We start from the raw sequence: 23,757 nt of genomic DNA, 5'->3' as shown, positions 1-23,757 counted from the left end.
TGTAACTTATGTTATATACACTTTATTATTAAAGCTTATTTTTGTTCTAGATTCTCGCCTTTGTGAGAATAACAATTTTAAAAGCATGTCTCGACAGAAAAGCCGAGAAATAATTTTTCGATTGCGAATGCAAAAGTACATTAAAATATATGTTTAAAAAAGGCAATAAATTATACAGTATTATCAAAGGTGTTTGTCCAAAATGTCACGAAGAATCTATGTTTAAAAACAAGAATCCGTACATACTGTCTGAAGCTTTAAGTATGAACGAAAGCTGCTCAAATTGTGGCACAAAATATAAAATAGAACCGTCTTTTTTCTATGGTTCCATGTATGTAAGTTACCCTGTTGGTATTGCTTTTGCAACCGCAGCTTTTGTGATTTCGTTTTTTGTTTTTAATGCAGGTATACATACTATCTTTATCTCAATAATAGGTACACTAATTGTTTTTATGCCTGTAATTTTAAGGCTTTCTAGAAATATTTGGATTAACTTTTTTATGCATTACGACAAAAATTTAGCTAAAGAATAATTTTTTGGGCGTTACCTAAAGGTCGGGCTTTCACTACTTGCTTCCTCCTTTCGTCGGCGAGCTCAAACATTTAGCCTGCGGTGAGCGCAGTCGAACCGTTCAATCCCTAACGCAAATCAAAACGTTTAATATCAACTTCATTTTCTAAAGGCACATCGTTTTCAATAAAATTATAAAGCTGTTCTGCCACATAAGGTCCAATCATAACACCACGCGTACCCAATCCGTTTAGTACATACATGTTTTTATGTGTTGCATGTTGCCCCACTAACGGGCGTCTATCTTTAACTGTTGGCCGTATTCCTGCAACTTGATTAACGACTTTAAACGGACAACTAATTAGCTTTTCAAGTTTAGTTGAAAGTTCTTCTTTAGCTTTGCTTGTAGTTTTGTTAGATGTATCATCCCATTCATAAGTGGCACCAACAATATATAAATTGTTTTCAAGTGGAATTAAAAACACACCAGCTTTTAATACAAAATCAATTTTTAAATCTGGTGCTTTAATTATTAATAGTTCCCCTTTTGTTGGTACTAATGGTAATACATTAAAAAACGGATTTTTAACCACACCAAAACCTTCAGCAAATACGATATGTTTAGATTTTATGTTTTTATATTGAATACCTTCATCTAAAGCTTCAATTTGGTTATAATCAAATACATTTTCAAAAAATATGTGCTCTTTTAAAAGTTCGTTTTTACAAGCATCAATCAAACATTTTACATCAATTCTACCTGTTTGCAATACTTCACCAAAACCAAAAGGTGCAGCAATAAAATCATTTTCGTTTTTTATAATTTTGGTAGAAAGATACTCAGCAAGTTGTGGTTTGTCTGAAGCTGTAAACCAATCGTTCTGTTCTTCAAGCGATGCAAACTTTCGATATACAGGAATTTTATAATCTAACTTTACATTTAATTTTTTTTCTAAATTAGCATACATCTGTAGTGCCATCTGTAATTGCTCTTTACTTTTCCAAACCGATGTAAACCGTTTTAACACTACAGGATTATACAAACCCCCAGCAACTATTGATGATTGTTGCGATTGATTATCAAAAACTACAAATGTTTTGTTATTAGCTTTTAATTGTTCGCAAAAACTAATACCTGCTAAACCGATGCCAACTATAATATAATCTACTTGCATTGGTTGCGAAGATACTCAGAAAATAGATTCCTTCCATAGTTTATCTTGAGCGAAGTTAAAAGGCAGGAATGATAAAAAAGAGGATTAAAACCCTTCTGTCTTTCGGACGCCTTCCCTTAAAAAGGGGAGGAACAAAAAAAGGCTGTCTTTTCAGACAGCCTTTTTTTTAATATTTATTTTATGTGACTTAATACGTCCACATATCTAATTCGAAATCTCGAATTTTATCTTTAATTCGTTCAGATTCTAATAATTGCATTAATGCATTTTCAGACACATATTCACTAATTTTCCTATCGCCTTGAACGTTTTCTTCTTTATAAATATAGCCGTGAAAACGTCTAGAATTCAATATATGATCGAAAGAAAAAGGAATGGAGCTATTCTCGTTGTTAAATGATTTTGCTTCGTGCAATACTTCTCTAGCATCTGGGAAAAACACCCAAAAAAGAGGCACTAAATCTGGCTCGTCTGTATCGATAAAATTCACATCGGGTGCCACTGGTGCAATTCCTAATAATCTGTATTTCATTTCAGCTTGACGCTTATCAAAATACCAAAGTCCTTTAATATGATATTCTTTAATATCGGCAGCAGCTATATCACGTCTGATAATATACTCAGGAGATAGCTCTTCTCCAGCATTAATTTGCTCGATACCTAACTCTGTAGTATCCCTCATTGTTAAAGCTGCTTCAATATCTTTTAAAGTTCTTTTAGTTGTAAAATACGAATCATCATAAATGTGTTTTATTTTACCGTCTTTCACGCTTTTCATAAGTACATCGTACAACGAACGTCTATCACTACCAATATTATTAGTATCTATAGGATAGTACAACGGAAAGTTAGAACGCTCATCAAGAACAATCTTTTCCCAAACCATTTTAGAAAAAAGAACATCTCTGTCGTCAACATAACCATATTCTAATGGTTTGTCGTTATCGACTGCTTTTTGCGCTTCTGTTCTTACTCCAATTTCGTCTGGACTTTTAGCATTCAATATATTTGCTTGTGCAAAGACACCAGACACTGTAAAAACAGTTACTACGGTTAATAAAAAACTTTTTAAGTTCATTTCTTTTACTTTTTTAATTATTAGGGTTACCCCTATGTATTCTAGTTTGTAAGCTCAACAAATACTGGAGATACTTTTTTAAGTATCACGCTAACACCACCGGCTTTAGCTTCAATATCAAATATTTGAATTCCAGAACCACGTTTAGCTTTACGTAAAGCACCTTTTGCTCTACTATCTAACTTGTTTCCATTAACATTTATTGTGGGTTGCCCAGGAACTTTAAATTTAAAGCCTGTAACACGTAATGGTAACTCGAAATCGAAATCATCAAATTTAGCACCAATAGTAGATATTTCAAGACTGTTACGTTGCATTTTTAATGCACCATCTTCACCTCTTACAGTACCTGTTGGTTTTGGTAAATCTTTAATTCTGAATTTAGCATTATCACTTACTTTACCTCCATCTGGTAATGTACCAGTTACGTTAATAGTAACTTCTCTTCCTTTAATTCTTGTAGCATCCATTACATAACTACTACCAGAACCTCTAGATAATCCTTGAGCACTAGCTGTTACTTTGTTATCTGGAATACCAGCAAAAGAAATAGTCATTGGGTTTTTAACACCTCTATAAACTACATTCATTTTATCTGCAGAAATGGTTGCAGCATTTGGTTTAGCAACTGTAGCGAATGATGAGTTTACTGGAACTTCAATTTCTTCTCCATCTTGAGCAAAAATTAATTTACCTTCAATTTTATGTTCTCCAACGCCACCAGTCCCTATCTTCAATTTCACTTTACCATCTTCAATAGCATATTGATTTTCAGATAATGGTCTACCATCTAAAGTTAATTCTACTCTACTAGGCTTAGTAGAAGCATCTTTACGACCTAACACAATTTGTCCATCAAATTGCTCACCGTTAAAATAAGCAGATTTTGTTGTTTCCATTAATGTAGTATAGTTGGTCATAGATACTTCGCTAGAAAGTGTTCCTTGTAACATGTTAGCTAATACCTCAGATTCAGTCGTTTTAACATCCGCTTGAAGTTGTGTCATTTTAGTTAATGATGCCACTAAAGGAAATCCTTTATAATGATAATCTAACCAACTTTGTTTAACATTATCTCTATTACGAACGTCTTCTGTACTAAATTTAGTTTGTACATCTTTAATAACAGATTCCATACCTTTTTCATCAGCTAAAATACTAGCAACACCATCTCTAAAAGATGCTATCTGCGCTAAAAACTCTTCGCCTTCTGGCTTAAGTTTATCGCCTTTAAAAAAGTTTTCATCAAGATAATCACCTTTGTCCATAATCTCATAATCAGTTGGATCATCAAGTTTAGCTGTCATTTTGCTTTTTAAGTCTTCCATATATGTGTCAAACTTTTTAGCTAATGCATCAATTTGATCTGCCTTAGATTTTAATGGTGCGTATTTCTCAGCTTGATCACTAGCTTTTTGTTCTAAGTTTGCCATGAAGCTATCATTACGTAATGCTGTTGCTTCATTTGACTCAGTAAGCTTTTCGTTCATTAATCCGAAGGCTGAAAGCACTTCTTTTGACATATTTAAAGCTAGCATTGCTATAAATATTAAATACATCAGATTAATCATTTTCTGTCGTGGTGATAAATTTCCTCCTGCCATGTCTAATTAGGTTTTTGGTTAATTAATAATTTGGGTTAACCCACTAATTAGTTTTTATTCATTGCAGATAACATACCTCCATATACTCCATTTAATGAAGATAAGTTAGATGCTAAAGATTGCATTTGCTCTTTTAATTTAGAGGCATTTTCTACAGACTCCTCATTAATAGTAGCTTGTTTGTTAATGCTTTCTAATTGTACTTTATAAAGACTGTTTAAAGACTCCATTTGCGCAGCAGCTAATGTTAATTCTTCGCCATACTTTTTAGAAGCTTCAACAGAATCTACAGTTGAAGAAATATTTTTTGCAGCACCTTCAAAGTTTTTAATGCTATCACCTAAACTTGCCATTAATTCGCCATCAATTTTAGCATCTTTTAATAACTCATCTAATTTTTTAGATAATAAACCTTGTGGGTTCTCTTTTTCTTTTTTATCTGATTGCCCTCCAGCTAATTCTGGGTAAACTAACGACCAATCTAAATCGTTATCTACAGGTTCAAATGCTGAAATAGCAAAAATAATTGCTTCGGTTACAAGACCTAAAGTTAACATAACGTTACCTGTTAAAGGTCCAATTTCAAAGTGAATAATTTTGAATAGTGCTCCAACAATTACAATTGATGCTCCTAATCCGTAAGCCATATTCATAAATCTTTTACTTGCTTTTGACTGTGCCATAATTTTTCGGTTTTTAATTTTAAGTAGTAATACTTAAGTAGGTTAATTAATAGTATTTATTATTGATTTGATTAAAATTTATTTGTTATTAAGGTTTTTTACCTGTTACCTGTGTCCCCATGTAATCTTGTACTGTTCTGAAACCTATATAACTTCTTGCAGAATCTGCATACTCATAATCTCTTGTACTTACTTGTAAATAGTAAGCGACATCTTTCCAAGAACCACCTCTTACAACTTTACGTTGATTGTTGTTATCGTTTACACTTGGATTAATTGTTGATGTGTATTCGTAAGAATTTGGATCGTAAGATGCATTTACCCATTCTGAAACATTACCAGCCATATTATATAAGTTATAATCGTTAGGCTCATAAGATTTTGCCTCTACAGTGTATAATGCTTGATCTGCGGCGTAATCTCCACGAACGGGTTTAAAGTTTGCCATAAAACAACCTCTATCGCTTTTCGTATAAGGACCTCCCCAAGGGTACGTTGCTGCTTGCAGCCCCCCTCTTGCGGCATACTCCCATTCTGCTTCAGATGGTAATCTGAATCTATTTACAAATGCTGCTTTTTTAGATTTTTGATACGAATTTTTATTTATAGTCCTCCATTCGCAAAATGCTTTAGCTTGTTTCCAAGTTAAACCTACAACTGGATATTCGCTGTACGCATCATGCCAAAAATAATCGTTGTGCATTGGTTCGTTATAAGAATAAGCAAAATCTCTAATCCAAACTGTTGTATCTGGGTATACTTCTACTTCTTCCTTAATAATAACATCTTTACGTTTTATACCTCTATCTCTAGCAGCCTCTTGGATATCCATGTGACTGAATTGGAACTTAAACTTTTTTACATCCCAAGTACGTTGCCCATTATACGATTCTTCTAATGGTAAATACATTGTATCCATAACTTCAGTATAATACTCATCTGGATATTCATCAGTATCAAAAATTAAATCCACATCATGATTTATTTTTCTACCCTCATAACCTGTTGGTCCTAAACCTGTATAGTTTTCGAACATGTATTTTTCGTAAACCGACATATTAGCGGTATCTGCATCTTTAAAAGCAAACTCACCAATACCTCCATCCTCTGGAATTTTACCAACTTCGTCTGCTAAAACAGCAAGCTTCATTCTTACTATAGAATCTCTTACCCAATTAACAAACTGTCTGTATTCACTATTAGTTATTTCTGTTGCATCCATATATAGTGCTCTAACAGTAACTGTTTTTGCGGGAGCATCGTGTATTCCGGCAAGATCATCATCGGCTTTACCCATAATAAATGCGCCACCAGGAATGAGTTCCATTCCATAAGGCTTTTCTGGGTGCCATTTTTTACCTTTAACACCTACTAGCTCTCCCCTATCTTTAGAGCCACAACTAGCTAATAATGTTAATACTGCGGTTAATAAAATAAACTTCTTCATATCCATAGAAAACTCGAGGTTAATTATTTAAGCTTCATTTTGAGAGCGTAAACATATTTATATATTTTTTAAAAAACAACTTTTTTTACAAATAAATTACATTTCATCGTAAAAAAAATACATTTTACCGATGAAATCGACTATTCGACCATGCTTTGCATATTAGACACAATTCTTTTGAAATGCTTTATACCAACGATCTGGTATCTTATTTTTACAGGCATCTAAATAATCTTGATGCATGCAAGGTAATAACGTATGCCTTTTTAATTTATTATTGACTTCTGACAAAAAAGGAATCTCAATCCACCATCTACCTGTTTTTATACTCTTGTAAAATATCAATTCTTGGTCGTCTACTAAAGTAATGAATTTTTGATAGTTTTTTTCATCTAAAAAATCATCATCTTTTACTCTAAAATTTACACCTTCAATAAAATACCAAATCATTTGAGCGATTAGCATCGATGTAATTTCATCATCCTTGGATGGTTTATACTCGTAAATTCCAAACGAAGACACCTTATTACTTATCCCTGCATAACGCGCTATGGCACAAATTTCTTTTCCATCTAAACCATTGGGTGAATACTTTTGATTTAAACTAAGTGCTGATGCTTTTACCGAACTTAAATCGATACTTACAATATTGGCATCTCGTAAAACAGGTTCAACAATGGTTATATCTTTTGAAACTTGCCCCAACCTGTAAGATTCAAAATAGAGCTTATCCATTAAATCTATTTCTTCTTGCGAATTAAAATACGTTTGATAACCTATAGTTGCGTAATTAAATAGATTATAAGGCTCATCTAAAATAATTTTCCCAACAAAGCTATTATTCTTTATGGGTTTTGCAGAATCTCCTAAATCGAATTTGCTATCTACATTTACAATATTAACCATGGGTATTAAAGCATCATAAGCTCTATAATTCGCATAGGTTAAATCTTGTGAGCCACCTAAAATAAGTGGTATAATATTTTTTTTAACTAATATGGTAATGGCTTCTTTTAAAGCAAAATAAGTATCCTCTACACTTTCGCCTTTATTAATATTGCCTAAATCTGCAACTGTAGTATTCCAACTACCTGGAAAAAGTGCATAAAGTGATTTTCTAATTTCATTAAGCTGAAACTCTTCTCCTATATAATTAACATCGTTTCTGTTTTCTAAAACACCCAAAATAGCAATATTAACACCTTCTAAATCTGGGATACCATTTTGATTGGAATGAATTCTAAGTTTTCGCCCTAAAGCCTGCGATGAAAGCAACTCATTATGTGCCAACACCAAATCTGAAACAGGAGAGAGAAAGTTAAAGTTCATAAATTATTTCTTTTTTGCAGTTGTTTTTTTCTTAGCTGGTTTCTTTTTAGTTGCTTTTTTCTTTGGTGTTTTAGCTTCAATAAGCGCTTTAGCTTCTTCTAATGTCATATCCGTAACGTCTATCGTTTTAGCTAATTCTACTTTTATTTTTCCTTTTACAACATTGTGTCTTCCCCAACGGGCCTTTTCTACACGAATGCCTTCATCTTCCCAATTATGGATAACTTTGTCTATCTCTTTTTGAATTTTTGTTTCAATCAATTCAACAATGTCTTCATCAGATAAATTATCCCAATCGTATTTTTTATTCACATTAATAAACATATTGTTCCATTTTATAAATGGTCCAAAACGCCCTTTGCCTTTTTGCACTGGTAAATCTTTATACATATATATAGGTGCATCGGCTTTTTGTTTTTCTTTAATTAAAACAATAGCTTCATCCAATTCTACACTTAAAGGATCTACACCTTTTGGTAGCGATACAAATGAATCTCCAAATTTCACGTAAGGTCCAAAACGTCCGTTATTCACTAAAATTTCTTCTCCTTCGTAAACACCTAAGTTTTTTGGAAGCTGAAATAAATCCATAGCTTCCTCGTAGGTAATCGAGTTTAATTGTTGGTCTGGACTTAAGCTTGCAAATTGTGGTTTTTCTTCATCGTCAACCGTACCTATTTGCACCATGGGTCCAAACTTACCTAAACGCACACTAACTTGCTTTCCTGTTTCTGGGTCTTTACCTAAAATACGCTCTCCAGATTCTCTTTCGGCATTTTCCTGAACATCAATCACTTGTGGATGAAAATCTTTATAAAACGATTTCATCATTTGTATCCAATCTTCTTTACCGTCTGCTATATCATCGAAATCTTCTTCAACTTTTGCTGTGAAATTATAATCTAAAATGCTTTCAAAATGATTGACTAAAAAATCGGTTACAATCATTCCTATATCTGTTGGAACGAGTTTACCTTTATCTGACCCTACTTTCTCGGTTAAGGTTTTATCTTTTACAGCCCCGCTTTGTAAAGTAAGTTGCGAATAGTTTCGCTCCTCGCCTTCAACAGTACCTTTTTCGACGTAATTTCTATTTTGAATAGTTGAAATAGTTGGTGCATAAGTTGACGGACGGCCAATACCTAATTCTTCTAATTTTTTAACCAAAGAAGCTTCGGTATATCTTGCTGGCGGACGTGTATATCGTTCGGTTGCTGTAATGTAATTATTAAGTAAAGTTTCGTTAGTTTTCATTGCTGGCAACATACCTTCTTGCTCAACATCCTCGTCATCAGTTCCTTCTAAATATACTTTCAAAAAACCATCAAAAGTAATAACTTCTCCGTTTGCTGTAAACGTTTCTTTATGTGTTGAAGCACTAATTTTAACATTGGTACGCTCTAACTCTGCTTCGCTCATTTGCGAGGCGATTGAACGTTTCCAAATTAAATCGTACAGTCTAGCTTGATCGTAATCTATATTGACAGAATGTGTCGCAAAATTGGTTGGTCGGATAGCCTCATGCGCCTCTTGTGCTCCTTTTGCTTTTCCTTTATAGTTTCTTGGTTTACTATATTCGTTACCAAATGCCGCTTTAATTTCTGCTTCTGCGCCTTTTCGTGCTTCATCAGATAAATTTACACTATCGGTTCTCATATAAGTAATTAAACCTGCTTCGTAAAGGCGTTGTGCCATCGTCATGGTTTTACTTACCGAAAAATACAATTTACGTGATGCCTCTTGTTGTAATGTTGAAGTTGTAAATGGCGCAGCTGGCGATTTTTTTGCAGGTTTTTTTTGTAAATCTGCTACTTTAAAATCTGCTGAAATATTTTGTTCTAAGAATTTTTGAGCTTCTACTTTAGTAGAAAAATTCTTAGGTAATTTTGCTTTAAATGTTTGTCCGTCTTCGTTTGAAAATTCGGCATCAATTCTATAAGATGCCACGGGTGCAAACCCTTGAATTTCTCTTTCTTTTTCAACGATTAATCGTACTGAAACTGATTGCACACGACCTGCCGATAAACCGCCTTTAACTTTTCGCCAAAGTACTGGTGATAATTCGTAACCTACAATTCTATCTAATACACGACGTGCTTGTTGTGCATCAACTAAATCATAATCTATACCTCTTGGATTTTCAATAGCTTTTTGAATAGCGCTTTTAGTAATTTCGTGAAAAACAATACGTTTCGTTTTGTCTTTATCCAACTTTAAAGCTTCGGCTAAATGCCATGCAATAGCTTCCCCCTCTCGATCCTCATCACTTGCTAACCAAACCATTTCTGCTTTTTTAGCTAAGTCTTTAAGCTTTTTTACAACTGCTTTTTTGTCTTTAGAAACTTCATATTTCGGTTTAAAATCACCATCAACATTTACACCCAATTCCTTTGAAGGTAAATCGGAAATATGCCCAAAGCTAGATTCTACTTTAAAATCCTTTCCTAAAAATTTTTCAATAGTTTTTGCCTTAGCAGGTGACTCTACAATCACTAAATTCTTCGCCATACTTGATTTTTTGAAGCTACAAATGTATATGAAAAAAAGTTTATCTGTAACTTTTTATGGATAATCTGTGAATTATTTAATAAAAAAAGCCTGCATTTTTAAGCAAAAGTGCAGGCTTTTTATAATTCTTTAAAACTTTATTCGACCGTAGTTCCTATTTCTTCAATAGCACTGGTTTCATCAAAACCTATAACTTTTTTATAAATTAAATAGGTTGGATGATATACAAAAGTTGCTGTAAATAAAACACCGATGAAACACATTAACATTCCAACTATTTGAGCTAATAATGATGAAACTATTATTAATCCAAAAGAAATTAACCATTTTTTATTCCCTAATTTAAAACTAGATTTTACAATTTCGCCTACGCTAAACTCTGGATTAAAAGCAAACATTAATCCGAAATAAGATAATGGAACAATGGCGTAAATTAAAGGGATATAACATAACAAGGCAGCTGGTATTGCTATTAAAATAGACACCAACATTAACATAAAGGTTTTACTTAAATATTTCCCTTTTACGAAATAAAAGAAATCTGAGGTAGCAACTTGTTCGTTGTAATCTAACTTTTTCATCATTCTAAAAAATCCAGCATTTAATGCTACAGAAATAGCTCCTAAAACAAAAACGCCAACAATAACAAAAAGTATATACATGATAGACATGCCAGCAAAAAAGCCATTAAACGCTTCAGAGTCGGCATATCCACTTTCTTGTTGTGCAATTACCATTCCTATCATTGGAACGTATAAAACAATAATTAATGGTAGCATAACTATCATTGTAAATAATTGAAGTAAGAACCCTTGCAACCAAGTCTTTTTAAACAATTCTATAGATTCGCTAAAGATGGTTCCGAAATCTAATTCCTTAGCGCGTTCTATCTTTTCTAATAAACCAGTAATGGTATTCATATTTTTAGTTTTGGTTAGTATATGTTTTCAAAGTAAATACTTTCTAACAGATTTAACAAGAAATTATTAGGTATAAATAAAAAACCCTACATTAAAGCAGGATTTTTTTGTTCTATTTTTTCTCATATTAATTCAAAGAAAAAGCGCTTATTAATTTCACTTCGTTATTACCGTATTCGTATTGATATAATGTTTTACCTCCTATCATTATCAAATTATTTTCTAACGGAATAACATCAGTTGCTTGAATATTTTTATAAACTTTCTTAACACTAATATTTAATGGGTTTGTTTTATCAAACAGTTTTAAACCTGCAGTACCATCACAAACAAAAAGCATATTGCTTTTTATACCTAAACCGTACGGGTTTTCTAGCACATATCTTGCTGCCAGAGTTGGGTTTGTTTTATCACTAATATCTATAACCTCTAAAACACTTTCGTCTTGTCCGCATAAATTCCCCCCACGTAACGTTAAATATGCATAATCGCCATCAACTACAACAGGGTCACAACCTTCCCAATGTGTGAAATCTGAAACATACTCTGGCGCTGCTGGGTTTGCTAAACTATAAATATACATACCATTAGTACTACCTAAATACAAATAATCATCGGCTTGAAACATTGTTTCTATATTCCATCCAGCATTTTGCTTAGCAACTAAATTTGGAGATGATAGGTTTTCAATATTAAAGATTGTCATTTCGTAATTACCAACCGTATACAAATAATTGTTAACGATTTGAAAACGCGCTAAAGAGCCGCCTTGCCCCGTTACAGATTCGCTGGCACCAGAATTTAATGCAGTATCGTTAAAAACAATATCAATACTTGATTCATCAACAACTTTACGACGTTCTAATTTGGTTGTCCAACCCACAATAATATGGTTTTCATAATCAAAATTACTATAATCCACTGCTTGAGCTTCAATAGGAATTTGATAATTATAAATATTAAAAACACCCTCTAATCGCTCTACTAAATGTACTGCATTGATATCAGAAATATCAAAAACTAACAAATCTGTAGCACTATCGGCATATAAAAAATTATCTCTTACTGAAATATCTTCATTCCCAGGAATTACAATATACTTAATTGGTTTTGGTGATTTAGGGTTTGTGTTATCAATAATATGAATGCCTTTGTTTACATCACTTACAAAAATATAATTACTATAAGTATAAATTTTACCAGCTTGCTCAATATTTTTTGGCACAACTACCTCAACAGAATTTCTAAAAACAGCTTTACTCATTAATTCTGGTGTTGCTACAGTTACAAACTCGTAATCTATATCGTCTTTATCGCAAGATATCATGCTAATAAAAATTAGAAAAAGGAATTTTAATTTCATGGCGATTCTTTTTAAATTTTAATATTTATAATTCAATGAAGATTCTAAGCCTTCAAGATTTAGTATAATTTCTTTACTTCCATTAATTTGTAATGGTGTTAAATCAAAAGAAACAGTTTTCTTAAAAACAGCTAAACAGGCTTCATTATTAATTAATTGAAGTTTTAAGTAACGCTGTTCTGGAGACGACTCTGCTATAGCACTAGAATCAAACAAATAAAACTCCCAACTATCGCCATTGCAACCAGAAGCGCTTATTTCAATATGTAAGCAATCATCTATTATTTCGGTCTTAACGAATTCAAAATTTGCAGTTTCTAAATTGTCGTATTTAGATTTATTTATGATGGTTTCAAAATCACATTCACTAATAAAAAAATCATCCTTATCATCTTCACATTGTGTATTCATAAAACACATAACGACTAGAATAACGAAAAAAATGTTTTTGGTAAGCTTTAGCATATCTTTAAGAGTTTAGTTTTTAATTAGATGCTTAAAATACGTTTTGGTTGCGTATATAAATCTGATAAACTTTTATAAATTGAAATAAAATCAATCTGCCACTTTGTCACTAAAACATAAATTAATTGTATCTTTGCATACTTATTGACTGCTATTGGTTTCAGTATACTATGGAAAAAAATATAGACGAAAACAAACAAGGACAATCCTTAGTTTTAGAACATAAAAAAGAAAATTCACGCAAGCTTTTTATTGAAAGTTATGGGTGTGCTATGAATTTTAGCGATAGCGAAATTGTAGCCTCTATTTTAACCAATGAAGGATTTAACACCACTCAAAAATTAGAAGAAGCCGACTTAGTTTTAGTAAATACCTGTTCCATTCGAGATAAAGCAGAACAAACCGTACGCAAACGTTTAGAAAAATATAATGCCGTAAAACGCGATCATAACCCTAAAATGAAAGTAGGCGTTTTAGGTTGTATGGCAGAACGTTTAAAAACTAAATTTCTTGAAGAGGAAAAAATAGTCGATTTAGTAGTTGGCCCTGATGCATATAAAGATTTACCTAACCTTTTAGCCGAAGTTGATGAAGGTAGAGACGCTATTAACGTGATTCTTTCAAAAGAAGAAACTTATGGTGATGTATCACCTGTACGTTTAAATAGTAATGGCGTAACCGCTTTTGTGTCGATTACACGAGGTTGCGATAATATGTGTACGTTTTGCGTAGTCCCTTTTACTCGTGGTCGTGAACGCAGTCGTGACCCACAAAGTATTATTGAAGAAATTAACGATTTATGGAACAGAGGTTATAAAGAAATCACCTTACTCGGGCAAAATGTAGATAGCTACCTTTGGTATGGTGGCGGACTCAAAAAAGATTTTGAAAAAGCCAGCGATATTCAAAAAGCAACTTCGGTAAACTTTTCAAATTTATTAGAATTATGTGCTAAAACACAACCTAAAATGCGTATTCGTTTTTCAACTTCAAATCCACAAGATTTAACTTTAGATGTTGTTGAAACTATGGCGAAATACAATAATATCTGTAATCACATTCACCTACCTGTACAAAGCGGAAGTAATCGTATTTTAAAAGCTATGAATCGCTTACATACACGTAAGGAATACATGAAGTTAATTGATAACATTCGTCAAATAATTCCAAATTGCGCTATTAGTCAAGATATGATTGTTGGTTTTCCAACAGAAACTGAAAACGATTTTCAAGATACCATTTCGTTAATGGAATACGTAAAGTATAACTTTGGATATATGTATAAATATTCTGAGCGGCCAGGAACTATGGCTGGCAGAAATATGGAAGATGATGTTCCTGAAGAAACTAAAAAACGAAGATTACAAGACATTGTTGATTTACAGAGAATTCACAGCGAAATTAAAACTAAAGAATGGCTAAACTCAACGGTAGAAGTGTTGATTGAAAAAGAATCAAAAAAATCTAATTTACAATGGTCTGGTCGTACGCCTCAAAATATTGTGTGTGTTTTTCCAAAAGAAGAATTTAAAGTTGGTGATTTTATAAATGTAAAAGTTACGGACTGTACGAGTGCAACATTGATTGGGGAAGCTTTAGGTTTGAGTGAGAATAATTAATAACAATAAAAAATGAGATTCCTGCCTACGCAGGAAAGACAAAATATGGAATCAGTTCAAGCTATAAAACAACGATTTGGAATTATTGGTAATACAATTACACTAAATCGCGCTATCGAAAAAGCGATTCAAGTGGCACCAACAGATATTTCGGTTTTGGTTACTGGAGAATCTGGTGTTGGTAAAGAAAGTATTCCTAAAATAATACATCAATTATCACATAGAAAGCATAATAAATATATTGCAGTAAACTGTGGAGCCATTCCGGAAGGTACCATTGACAGTGAATTATTCGGACACGAAAAAGGTGCTTTTACAGGTGCAACACAAACACGTTCCGGATATTTCGAGGTGGCAGACGGTGGTACCATTTTTTTAGATGAAGTTGGCGAATTACCATTAACTACACAAGTACGCTTATTACGTGTTTTAGAAAATGGTGAGTTTATAAAAGTAGGTTCTAGTAAAGTACAAAAAACCGATGTACGTATTGTAGCAGCAACTAATGCTAATATGTTTGAAGCTATTAACAAAGAAAAATTTCGTGAAGATTTATATTACAGATTAAGCACTGTAGATATTCATTTACCACCACTACGCGAACGTCAAGAAGACATCCATTTATTATTCAGAAAATTCGCTAGCGATTTTGCTTTAAAATACAAAATGCCAACGGTTAAGTTAACCGATAACGCTATACAAGTACTGCAAAAGCATCGTTGGAATGGTAATATTCGTCAGTTACGAAACATAGCTGAACAAGTTTCGGTTTTAGAACAAAACAGAACTATTTCTGCAGACACCTTAAGAGGCTATTTACCAACATCAGGTAGCAATTTACCTGCGATTATAAAAACTTCGAAAGCTGAAAGCGATTTTAGTAGCGAGCGAGAAATATTGTATAAAGTCCTTTTCGATATGAAAAGTGATTTAAATGATTTGAAAAAACTTACTATGGAGCTCATGAAAAACGGAAACGTTAAAGATGTTGAAAAAGACCATGGGAGTTTAATTCAAAAAATTTATGGTGATGATGATGACACCGAAACAGATTACGAAGAGGCTTTAACAGATTCTGAAGTTATATCTATTCCAGATCATTCTAAATCGCATGATGAAAACATAAACACACAAGATAAATACCACTTTGCCGAAGAGATTGAAGAAGAGGAAACCTTATCGTTACACGACAAAGAATTAGAATTAATAAAAAAATCGCTTGAACGTCACCAAGGAAAACGTAAATTAGCAGCAGCCGAATTAGGCATAAGCGAGCGCACTTTATATAGAAAAATTAAACAATATGATCTTTAAATGAGTTGGCAGTCGCAGTTTTCAGTAGGCAGCCATAAATTACAACAATATAAAAAAGTCATCGTTATAAAAATAATCCACACTGTCACATTGAGCGCAGTCGAAATGCCTTAAAAACATCAATCTTATAAAATGAAATATATAAAATACATCTTTTTATTACTAACGATTGTAACATTTCAGTCGTGCGGTATATATGGATTTACGCAACCTAGCTCAATAAAAGCTGAAACATTTCAAGTTAATCGTTTTGAAAACAACTCACTTTTGGTAGAGCCTGGTTTAGAGCGTGATTTTCAAAATGCGCTACAAGATTTAATATTAGATCAAACTAATTATAGCTTAGTAACTTCAAACGCAGATTTGGTTTACGAAGGCGAAATTACAACTTATAGAGTTTCTCCAACCACAGCAACATCAGATAATAAGGCTGCACAAAATAGATTAACTATAGGCGTAAAAATTAGTTTTTACAATAAAAATAATGAAGAGGACAATGAAGAAGGAAAAAGCTTTTCGTTTTTTTATGATTACCCTGGTAGCGCACAACTTGTTGGCTCACAAAAAGCAACAGCCCACGAAGAAATTTTTGAACGCTTAACACAAGATATTATTAATGCTACTTTAGCAAAATGGTAGCTTCGAGAGCCTCAGCTACCAGTTATTAAAAAATAATTAAATTTGGCTTAGCCAATAATGAATAGTACAGATTACACATATATACTTCAAAACCCTCAAGCCATAACACATGAGCAAACCGAGGCTGTAAAATCTATTATTGATGAGTTTCCATATTTTCAATCGGCACGCGCAGTGTACCTTAAAGGCTTAAAAGACCAAAGTAGTTTTAAATACAATCGAGAACTTAAAACTACCGCAGCCTATACAGCCGATAGAAGTATTTTATTTGACTTTATAACATCTGAAGATTTTATTCAAAATGAAATCTCACAATTCATTAAACAAAATACCGCACATTTAAAAGATATTGATGTTACGGTTGAAGATATTTCTATAAATAAAAGCGTAGCTATTGATGATGCACTAAAACAACAAATTAAAGAAACAGATGGTGTTTTAGACCCCGCTTTATTTCAACCTATAGAAGAGCGCCCTAAAAAGGCTTTTGTTTTAGACGAATCTAAACGTATTGAAAACATAACTGAAGATACTAAAACACAAGAAGCATCAGTAAAAGATATTCTTAACTTAGGCAAACCACTTCAATTTGACAAAAGAGAAAACCACTCGTTTAACGAATGGTTAAAGCTCACCCGTTTCAAGCCTATTAAAAGAGAAAATACTACGCCTATAAAAGTAGAAAAAATAGTTTCTGAGAAAACTGAAAAGGCTAAAAAATTTGAATTAATAGACAAGTTCATCACTCAAAATCCAAAAATAAATCCGTCTAAAACCTTAACATCTAAAGGCAATCTTGCTAAAGCTCAAATGATACAACCCGAAGCTTTAATGACCGAGACTTTAGCACGTATTTATGTAGAACAAAAAAACTACAAAAAAGCAATTCAATCTTATAAAATTTTAAGTTTGAAATATCCAGAAAAAAGTAGTTTCTTTGCAAACCAAATTAAGGCAGTAGAACAATTACAAGAACAAAATAATTAAAGAATAATAATGAGTACGTTTACAATATTTTTAGCATTAATCGTAGTCGTAGCATTTTTACTAATCGTAGTAATTATGGTGCAAAATCCAAAAGGTGGTGGATTATCGTCTTCTTTTGGTGGCGGTGGAACACAACAATTAGGCGGTGTGAAAAAGACAACTGACTTTTTAGACAAAAGCACATGGACTCTAGCAACATTACTATTAGTTTTAATATTATTATCTAATGTAGCCATTAACCGAGGTGGAGACAGCATAGAATCTAAAGCATTAGATCCTGATGCCACAACAACTCAACCTTTGCCAGCGGCAACACCACTACCTACAACAACAAATGACACAGCTATTCCTGCTGATTCAACAGGAAACTAAATAAATCATAATTAAAGAAACAAAAAATGCCAGCTCAACCAGTTGGCATTTTTTATTCCTGCAAGTTTGTCAGTTAAAAGGTATTGGCACATTTTTAGCATAACGCTTAAGCGTTAAACATAATTTAATTAATTTAAAAAAATAAAATCACAAATGGGCTTAAACATTAAACCATTAGCAGACAGAGTTGTTATAGAACCTGCTGCTGCTGAAACAAAGACAGCTTCAGGAATTATTATTCCAGATAACGCTAAAGAAAAACCACAAAAAGGTAAAGTTGTTGCTGCTGGAAAAGGCACTAAAGATGAACCTATTACCGTAAAAGTTGGCGATACTGTTTTGTATGGTAAATATGCAGGAACAGAGCTTAAACTTGAAGGTAAAGATTATTTAATTATGCGTGAAAGCGATATACTAGCGATTGTATAATTGCTATTTTTCATTTCCGCCTTCGTGGAAATCTCATCAAACCAAACTAAATTTTCATTAAACAGTTTCCCGCCTTTCTCGGGAATAAAAAACAACACATATTATGGCAAAAGATATAAAATTTGATATTGACGCACGCGACGGTTTAAAACGTGGTGTTGATGCATTAGCAAATGCAGTAAAAGTAACATTAGGTCCTAAAGGACGTAACGTTATCATTAGTAAATCATTCGGAGCCCCTCAAGTAACAAAAGATGGTGTTACCGTAGCAAAAGAAATTGAATTAGAAAACGCACACGAAAACATGGGTGCGCAAATGGTAAAAGAAGTTGCTAGTAAAACCAACGATTTAGCTGGTGATGGTACAACAACCGCTACCGTTTTAGCTCAAGCTATCGTTAAAGAAGGTTTAAAAAATGTTGCTTCTGGCGCGAATCCTATGGATTTAAAACGTGGTATCGACAAAGCAGTTACAGCTATTACTAAAGATTTAGAAAAACAAGCTAAACAAGTTGGTAATTCTTCTGAAAAAATAAAACAAGTAGCTGCCATTTCTGCTAACAATGATGATACCATTGGTGAGTTAATTGCTACTGCTTTTGGTAAAGTTGGTAAAGAAGGTGTTATTACTGTTGAAGAAGCTAAAGGTATGGAAACATACGTTGATGTTGTTGAAGGAATGCAATTCGATAGAGGCTACTTATCTCCTTACTTTGTAACTGATGCCGATAAAATGATTGCTGATTTAGAGAATCCGTACATTTTATTATTCGATAAAAAGATTTCGAACTTACAAGAAATCCTTCCAATATTAGAGCCAGTTGCTCAATCTGGTCGTCCATTATTAATTATTGCAGAAGATGTAGACGGACAAGCCTTAGCGACATTAGTAGTTAACAAATTACGTGGCGGACTTAAAATTGCTGCAGTTAAAGCTCCAGGTTTTGGAGATAGACGTAAAGCGATGTTAGAAGATATTGCCATTTTAACTGGCGGAACTGTAATTTCTGAAGAAAGAGGATTTACTTTAGAAAATGCAGATTTAAGCATGTTAGGTACTGCAGAAACAGTAACTGTTGATAAAGACAATACTACCATTGTAAATGGTTCTGGAAATGCTAAAGATATTAAAGCAAGAGTAAACCAAATTAAAGCTCAAATTGAAACAACGACTAGCGATTACGATAAAGAAAAATTGCAAGAACGTTTAGCTAAATTAGCTGGCGGAGTTGCTGTACTTTACGTTGGTGCTGCTAGTGAAGTAGAAATGAAAGAAAAGAAAGATCGTGTCGATGATGCTTTACATGCCACAAGAGCAGCTGTTGAAGAAGGCATTGTTGCCGGAGGCGGTGTAGCACTAGTTAGAGCAAAATCTGTTTTAGAAAAAATTACTACAGAAAACCTTGACGAAGTTACTGGTATTCAAATTGTAGCTCGTGCTATCGAAGCGCCTTTACGTACCATTGTTGAAAATGCAGGTGGAGAAGGTAGTGTTGTTATCTCTAAAGTTTTAGAAGGTAAAAAAGATTTTGGTTATGATGCTAAATCAGAAGAATATGTAGATATGCTAAAAGCTGGTATTATCGACCCTAAAAAAGTAACGCGTATCGCATTAGAAAACGCAGCATCGGTTGCTGGAATGATTCTTACTACCGAGTGTGCTTTAATCGATATTAAAGAAGATGCTCCTGCAATGCCTCCAATGGGAGGTGGCGGTATGCCAGGGATGATGTAATGGCGAATCGCCATAGATAAATTATAGAATGCTTCTCTAGATAGTTATCAGGAGAAGCATTTTTTTATGAAGTTTATTACGTTTTAGCTTTTTACTTTAAATGTGTAAGTAGAAATTAAATCTGTTCCAATAAAAAAATGGACATCATAAAAACCTCTATGTTCAAATTTATATTCAACTGTTAAAAATTGATTTTTAGTTGAAATTAATCCTGGATGTACTTTTTTACTATTACTACCACTGTCAATTAAAAGACTTATGTCTTCTGTATTAACAGATTTAATAAGTTGATATTTAAAAGTAACTACTTCATTTTTTTGAATCGTATTATGCATTTTTTTTGGCTCAATATGATTGTTCAGATTTGCATAAGCTTGACCATATATTATAGGTGATTCAATAAATGCTTTAAATGAAGAATCTTTACCAACATCTAAAAGCAACCATTTTTCTTCAACAGGAAAATGGTTAACAACAAAGAGTTCTGGGTTAGCTAAGAAGAACCCGTCGTTATATTGAAATTCAAATTGCAAGGTTGAAGGATTAGGAATACCACTTGCCCAAGTTGGGTCGCAGAGATACCATTTATCGTTTAATTTAACCGCATTCCAAGAGTGGTTTGGTGTATCAAGCGTTTCAATATTTATAGTACTCATTTTTGCAAAACCATGCACCATTTCACATTCTATATTAGCTAAATTTGCAAGCTCTTTTAAAAGATAAGCATAACCCGTACAAATGGTTCTATTATTTTTTAGGAGTTTTTTAAGTGTTGCTTTTCTAAATTGGGTGTTCCAGTTTTCGAGTCTAACACTATCGTTTTTAAAGCGTTGTCGTTTTCGCATGTTTTTTGAATACATGCCATAGTCATTAGCAATGTTACTACAAACCCAGGTAAAAACAGCTCTGAAACGTTCAACATCTGTAGTTAAACTCGAAGTAAGTTTATAAGCTAGTTCGGGTAAATTATCAAGCCTTTCATTTTTGTATTCCAACGCCATTCTATCTGCTTTTTTAAAATCGATAGTATTAAAATCAGATATTTGGGCATGAGATTGGAATACAAAAATGAATAAAAATAAGTAGCGCATTATATTCATTTAAACAAGGCTGGCTATGAAATCGTAATTATCAATTAGAGCGTTTAGATTTATAAATTTTATTGGTATTTAAAGCACCAACAAACTCTATTAAATCTTCACTTAACATCTGTTGAATAAAGGTCGTATCTTCTTTAATTTTTACTTCTACTGTTTCGTAACCCAAATAATTAATAAGTAAAACATCTCCCGTTTTTAATGGTTTTGGAAATGTAAACTCGCCTTTACTGTTAGAAACTGTTCCTGTTTTAGAGCCTTTTAATGTGATGCTAGCGCTCTCTACTGGACCTTCATCATTTGTGACAATACCTTTAACTATTCTCTCGTTTTGAGAAACTTCGATTGAAGTCGTTTTTTTAGTTTGTCCGTAAATAGGATTAAACATTAGTGTAGCAATCATTAAGATTGTGAAATAACCAAAAATGCTTAGGGCTTTTTTCTTCGTGAATTTTAATTGTGTTTTCATCTGTCTATTTTTATTTTTGTAATTAGGTCAAATGCAATTAGCCAATAAGTATATTCGTTAGTATCAACTTAATATTTATGGCTCATTTCATAATTCTAAATATTTTGTTTTCATCAAATCTATCATGAGACACATTAATATAAAAGTAATATTGAGTGAGTAAGCGATTTGAATGAGTGAAGATACTAAATTTTAGAATGAAGAACAATTACTTGTTTAAAATTCAGTGGTTTATGAATGAAGTATAAATTACTATTTAAAACGTTCTTAACGGTAAATATAAAAAGCAAGCAATTATGGAGTACTAAGTTTTCGGTTAAACATGTACTTTGATACGAGTCAGAAAACTTAATTTACTACTAAATTGTACATAATATTGTTTTACCCAGTTTTTCTATCCAATTATTTTTTTCATTATCCATTCTATTGGCCCAGAAACTCTATTTTTCAACCAGTAAACGGCAAATAGTATGCATATCAGACTAAACCCTAAAGCGTAAGCTACTGAAAATTCTATTGGATAATTCCCCATTTTACCTGGATTTACTGCCTCAATAATTCCCATACCAATAATAACGTGTGCAACATAAAAGGTTAGCGCTAATTGCCCTGTTTTATTTAATGCTAGTGTTATTATGCTCGTAGGAAACTTTTTTCCGATTACGATACAAGCTGATATTATTGATATGGAAATTGCTATTCCGTTAAACATATAAATTGGCAAAGGTGGCATTGGGTTTGTCCCGATTATTTCCGTCAATTCACTTGTAGTTTGCTGGCTTCCTTCTGATAAAAATGAAATGACCAAATTTGATAAAATTTGGATTACAATAAAGACTATTAAACTAATCCAAAAGGCTTTTTTGATAAATTGTTCGTTTTTCAAATCTTGTTTACCAAACCAAAAACCGACAAGCATAAAAGAAGTCCAAGGAATTACCGGATGAAAACCGTTAAAAAACAGATTTCTAAAAAATCCATTTAACGTCCAAAAATCGAGATATGCTAACGTTTTGAAATTCCAACCAGTTTCATAATCCCAAAAGCTGATGAGTAATGGATAAAGAAGTGTTAATGTAATTCCTGAAATTAAAATTATTTTTTCATTACATGATAGTAAAAGTAGAATAACAAGCATATAAATACCGTAAAAATGTAAAATGTCTGCTGGCCAAATCACTATATATGAAAGTCCAACAATGAAAAGAAATAAAGCTCTCTTTAAAATTCGTTTTCGAACACTTTTTAATTTTTGGCTGTCATTATTCTGTAATGCGGAATTGGTCATTAAAGCAAGTCCAACTCCTGCTAAAACCACAAACGTTGCTGCTGCTTTTCCATCAAAAATACTTGCGAACAACTTAACCCATTCCAAGCCATTTTCACCAAGTGCGACTTTAAAATTAACGATTATCATTCCGATAACTGCCAAAGCTCTTGCAATGTCAATTCCAATTATTCTCTCTTTCACAGTTTTTCTTAAATTGAGCTCAACGACTTGATATGAAATCGTTTCAATGTTTTATAATATTAAACGAATCTATATTTTTTTTCTCGCAAAGTCAAGTATCCAAAACAAAAAGTCCAAAGCAATTAACTTTGGACTTTATATTATTTAAAGAGAATTTTTTCTAATTACCACCTTCATCCTTATGGTCTGCTTTCACATCATCATCACGATATTTACAACACGGATGTACTGAAGCATAAGCCTCATCTGTGGCTTTCAATTCTTTGGTATCGTGACCAACGTCTGCTATTGTTTTTTGTATGGCTTTTAAATCCGTTTTACGTGCATCATAAATCAGTTTTAATTCGTGAGTTTTAACATCCCAAATAGCCGACTTTACACCTTTTGATGTTAAGCAGGCTTTTTCTATACGGTTTTTACACATCATACAAACACCATCGACTTCCATGGATGCTTTTTGGTTTTTGTTTTGTGCGAAAGTTGTTGTTCCTATTAGCATTAATGCTAAAATCATTATTTTTTTCATTGTTCTTGTTTTTGTT

The 23,757-nt window shown here is 32.7% G+C and carries 22 protein-coding genes; 8 read left to right on the top strand and 14 right to left on the bottom strand.

Going from position 1 to position 23,757, the window contains the following annotated elements; genetic code table 11:
• The first annotated feature begins 149 nt into the window (after window positions 1–149).
• Window positions 150–533 carry a DUF983 domain-containing protein gene (locus tag RG22_RS11955; RefSeq protein ID WP_034043549.1) on the top strand — a complete coding sequence of 128 codons (384 nt, stop codon included), beginning with the start codon at window positions 150–152 and terminating at the stop codon, window positions 531–533.
• 106 nt (window positions 534–639) lie between these two features.
• On the opposite strand, the gene RG22_RS11950 is transcribed toward RG22_RS11955, so the two are convergent.
• The 10 genes from RG22_RS11950 to RG22_RS11905 all read right to left on the bottom strand — a co-directional run bounded on the left by RG22_RS11950 (window position 640) and on the right by RG22_RS11905 (window position 13,029).
• Window positions 640–1,686: an NAD(P)/FAD-dependent oxidoreductase gene (locus tag RG22_RS11950; protein ID WP_034043546.1), complete on the bottom strand. Its 1,047-nt coding sequence runs from the start codon at window positions 1,684–1,686 to the stop codon at window positions 640–642.
• 187 nt (window positions 1,687–1,873) lie between these two features.
• Window positions 1,874–2,764, bottom strand: a complete 891-nt coding sequence (porN, locus tag RG22_RS11945) for a type IX secretion system ring subunit PorN/GldN (protein WP_034043543.1) — start codon at window positions 2,762–2,764, stop codon at window positions 1,874–1,876.
• Window positions 2,765–2,805: 41 nt separating this feature from the next.
• Window positions 2,806–4,368, bottom strand: coding sequence for a type IX secretion system motor protein PorM/GldM (gene porM, locus RG22_RS11940; protein ID WP_034043540.1), 1,563 nt, complete (start codon window positions 4,366–4,368; stop codon window positions 2,806–2,808).
• Window positions 4,369–4,415: 47 nt separating this feature from the next.
• Window positions 4,416–5,051 carry a type IX secretion system motor protein PorL/GldL gene (gene porL / locus RG22_RS11935; RefSeq protein WP_034043537.1) on the bottom strand — a complete coding sequence of 212 codons (636 nt, stop codon included), beginning with the start codon at window positions 5,049–5,051 and terminating at the stop codon, window positions 4,416–4,418.
• 88 nt (window positions 5,052–5,139) lie between these two features.
• The gene (gene porK, locus RG22_RS11930; protein ID WP_052143843.1) at window positions 5,140–6,498 is read right to left on the bottom strand and encodes a T9SS ring complex lipoprotein PorK/GldK; all 1,359 of its coding nucleotides are present in this window, start codon (window positions 6,496–6,498) and stop codon (window positions 5,140–5,142) included.
• A 162-nt stretch (window positions 6,499–6,660) separates the two neighbouring features.
• A complete protein-coding gene (locus tag RG22_RS11925) occupies window positions 6,661–7,827 on the bottom strand; it encodes a formimidoylglutamase (RefSeq protein WP_034043531.1) in 1,167 nt (388 codons plus the stop codon).
• Between the two features lie 3 nt (window positions 7,828–7,830).
• On the bottom strand, window positions 7,831–10,335 hold the full coding sequence (gene topA / locus RG22_RS11920; protein WP_034043528.1) for a type I DNA topoisomerase: 2,505 nt from the start codon (window positions 10,333–10,335) through the stop codon (window positions 7,831–7,833).
• A gap of 137 nt (window positions 10,336–10,472) precedes the next feature.
• Window positions 10,473–11,255 (bottom strand): hypothetical protein, encoded by a 783-nt coding sequence (locus tag RG22_RS11915; RefSeq protein WP_034043524.1) that lies wholly within the window; start codon window positions 11,253–11,255, stop codon window positions 10,473–10,475.
• Window positions 11,256–11,382: 127 nt separating this feature from the next.
• On the bottom strand, window positions 11,383–12,618 hold the full coding sequence (locus RG22_RS11910; RefSeq protein ID WP_034043521.1) for an LVIVD repeat-containing protein: 1,236 nt from the start codon (window positions 12,616–12,618) through the stop codon (window positions 11,383–11,385).
• 18 nt (window positions 12,619–12,636) lie between these two features.
• Window positions 12,637–13,029 carry a hypothetical protein gene (locus tag RG22_RS11905; RefSeq protein WP_034043518.1) on the bottom strand — a complete coding sequence of 131 codons (393 nt, stop codon included), beginning with the start codon at window positions 13,027–13,029 and terminating at the stop codon, window positions 12,637–12,639.
• Window positions 13,030–13,253: 224 nt separating this feature from the next.
• Between RG22_RS11905 and miaB the strand changes: the two genes are divergently transcribed.
• The 7 genes from miaB to groL all read left to right on the top strand — a co-directional run bounded on the left by miaB (window position 13,254) and on the right by groL (window position 20,178).
• Window positions 13,254–14,702, top strand: a complete 1,449-nt coding sequence (gene miaB, locus RG22_RS11900) for a tRNA (N6-isopentenyl adenosine(37)-C2)-methylthiotransferase MiaB (RefSeq protein ID WP_034043515.1) — start codon at window positions 13,254–13,256, stop codon at window positions 14,700–14,702.
• A 45-nt stretch (window positions 14,703–14,747) separates the two neighbouring features.
• On the top strand, window positions 14,748–16,016 hold the full coding sequence (locus RG22_RS11895; protein WP_034046038.1) for a sigma-54 interaction domain-containing protein: 1,269 nt from the start codon (window positions 14,748–14,750) through the stop codon (window positions 16,014–16,016).
• A 132-nt stretch (window positions 16,017–16,148) separates the two neighbouring features.
• Window positions 16,149–16,655 (top strand): LPS assembly lipoprotein LptE, encoded by a 507-nt coding sequence (gene lptE, locus RG22_RS11890; protein ID WP_034043512.1) that lies wholly within the window; start codon window positions 16,149–16,151, stop codon window positions 16,653–16,655.
• 57 nt (window positions 16,656–16,712) lie between these two features.
• Entirely contained in the window at window positions 16,713–17,642 is a 930-nt protein-coding gene (locus RG22_RS11885) for a hypothetical protein (protein ID WP_034043509.1), read from the top strand.
• Window positions 17,643–17,651: 9 nt separating this feature from the next.
• Window positions 17,652–18,014: a preprotein translocase subunit SecG gene (gene secG / locus RG22_RS11880; protein ID WP_034043506.1), complete on the top strand. Its 363-nt coding sequence runs from the start codon at window positions 17,652–17,654 to the stop codon at window positions 18,012–18,014.
• 153 nt (window positions 18,015–18,167) lie between these two features.
• Window positions 18,168–18,443, top strand: coding sequence for a co-chaperone GroES (locus RG22_RS11875; RefSeq protein WP_034043504.1), 276 nt, complete (start codon window positions 18,168–18,170; stop codon window positions 18,441–18,443).
• A gap of 103 nt (window positions 18,444–18,546) precedes the next feature.
• Window positions 18,547–20,178, top strand: coding sequence for a chaperonin GroEL (gene groL, locus RG22_RS11870; protein ID WP_034043501.1), 1,632 nt, complete (start codon window positions 18,547–18,549; stop codon window positions 20,176–20,178).
• 83 nt (window positions 20,179–20,261) lie between these two features.
• On the opposite strand, the gene RG22_RS11865 is transcribed toward groL, so the two are convergent.
• The 4 genes from RG22_RS11865 to RG22_RS11850 all read right to left on the bottom strand — a co-directional run bounded on the left by RG22_RS11865 (window position 20,262) and on the right by RG22_RS11850 (window position 23,741).
• Complete coding sequence (locus tag RG22_RS11865) at window positions 20,262–21,269, bottom strand: transglutaminase domain-containing protein (protein WP_244462147.1); 1,008 nt, start codon at window positions 21,267–21,269, stop codon at window positions 20,262–20,264.
• A 40-nt stretch (window positions 21,270–21,309) separates the two neighbouring features.
• Entirely contained in the window at window positions 21,310–21,744 is a 435-nt protein-coding gene (locus tag RG22_RS11860; protein ID WP_081997717.1) for a carboxypeptidase-like regulatory domain-containing protein, read from the bottom strand.
• A gap of 394 nt (window positions 21,745–22,138) precedes the next feature.
• Entirely contained in the window at window positions 22,139–23,215 is a 1,077-nt protein-coding gene (locus tag RG22_RS11855; protein WP_034043492.1) for a DUF418 domain-containing protein, read from the bottom strand.
• A gap of 160 nt (window positions 23,216–23,375) precedes the next feature.
• Window positions 23,376–23,741 (bottom strand): heavy-metal-associated domain-containing protein, encoded by a 366-nt coding sequence (locus tag RG22_RS11850; protein ID WP_034046036.1) that lies wholly within the window; start codon window positions 23,739–23,741, stop codon window positions 23,376–23,378.
• Window positions 23,742–23,757 lie beyond the last annotated feature (16 nt).

The organism is Wocania ichthyoenteri Th78 (assembly GCF_000789235.1).
In the GTDB taxonomy this organism is placed as follows: Bacteria; Bacteroidota; Bacteroidia; order Flavobacteriales; family Flavobacteriaceae; genus Wocania_A; species Wocania_A ichthyoenteri.
This window is presented reverse-complemented; position numbering and strand designations above follow the sequence as displayed.

What these genes read in the sequence shown, in the direction of transcription:
- RG22_RS11875 (WP_034043504.1), top strand. Translation starts at nt 18,168, where the DNA reads ATGGGCTTAAACATTAAACCATTAGCAGACAGAGTTGTTATAGAACCT.
- RG22_RS11865 (WP_244462147.1), bottom strand. Translation starts at nt 21,269, where the DNA reads ATGCGCTACTTATTTTTATTCATTTTTGTATTCCAATCTCATGCCCAA.
- porM (WP_034043540.1), bottom strand. Translation starts at nt 4,368, where the DNA reads ATGGCAGGAGGAAATTTATCACCACGACAGAAAATGATTAATCTGATG.
- lptE (WP_034043512.1), top strand. Translation starts at nt 16,149, where the DNA reads ATGAAATATATAAAATACATCTTTTTATTACTAACGATTGTAACATTT.
- RG22_RS11915 (WP_034043524.1), bottom strand. Translation starts at nt 11,255, where the DNA reads ATGAATACCATTACTGGTTTATTAGAAAAGATAGAACGCGCTAAGGAA.
- porN (WP_034043543.1), bottom strand. Translation starts at nt 2,764, where the DNA reads ATGAACTTAAAAAGTTTTTTATTAACCGTAGTAACTGTTTTTACAGTG.
- RG22_RS11910 (WP_034043521.1), bottom strand. Translation starts at nt 12,618, where the DNA reads ATGAAATTAAAATTCCTTTTTCTAATTTTTATTAGCATGATATCTTGC.
- porK (WP_052143843.1), bottom strand. Translation starts at nt 6,498, where the DNA reads ATGAAGAAGTTTATTTTATTAACCGCAGTATTAACATTATTAGCTAGT.
- RG22_RS11860 (WP_081997717.1), bottom strand. Translation starts at nt 21,744, where the DNA reads ATGAAAACACAATTAAAATTCACGAAGAAAAAAGCCCTAAGCATTTTT.
- RG22_RS11925 (WP_034043531.1), bottom strand. Translation starts at nt 7,827, where the DNA reads ATGAACTTTAACTTTCTCTCTCCTGTTTCAGATTTGGTGTTGGCACAT.
- RG22_RS11850 (WP_034046036.1), bottom strand. Translation starts at nt 23,741, where the DNA reads ATGAAAAAAATAATGATTTTAGCATTAATGCTAATAGGAACAACAACT.
- miaB (WP_034043515.1), top strand. Translation starts at nt 13,254, where the DNA reads ATGGAAAAAAATATAGACGAAAACAAACAAGGACAATCCTTAGTTTTA.
- RG22_RS11955 (WP_034043549.1), top strand. Translation starts at nt 150, where the DNA reads ATGTTTAAAAAAGGCAATAAATTATACAGTATTATCAAAGGTGTTTGT.
- secG (WP_034043506.1), top strand. Translation starts at nt 17,652, where the DNA reads ATGAGTACGTTTACAATATTTTTAGCATTAATCGTAGTCGTAGCATTT.
- RG22_RS11950 (WP_034043546.1), bottom strand. Translation starts at nt 1,686, where the DNA reads ATGCAAGTAGATTATATTATAGTTGGCATCGGTTTAGCAGGTATTAGT.
- RG22_RS11905 (WP_034043518.1), bottom strand. Translation starts at nt 13,029, where the DNA reads ATGAATACACAATGTGAAGATGATAAGGATGATTTTTTTATTAGTGAA.
- RG22_RS11885 (WP_034043509.1), top strand. Translation starts at nt 16,713, where the DNA reads ATGAATAGTACAGATTACACATATATACTTCAAAACCCTCAAGCCATA.
- topA (WP_034043528.1), bottom strand. Translation starts at nt 10,335, where the DNA reads ATGGCGAAGAATTTAGTGATTGTAGAGTCACCTGCTAAGGCAAAAACT.
- porL (WP_034043537.1), bottom strand. Translation starts at nt 5,051, where the DNA reads ATGGCACAGTCAAAAGCAAGTAAAAGATTTATGAATATGGCTTACGGA.
- RG22_RS11895 (WP_034046038.1), top strand. Translation starts at nt 14,748, where the DNA reads ATGGAATCAGTTCAAGCTATAAAACAACGATTTGGAATTATTGGTAAT.
- groL (WP_034043501.1), top strand. Translation starts at nt 18,547, where the DNA reads ATGGCAAAAGATATAAAATTTGATATTGACGCACGCGACGGTTTAAAA.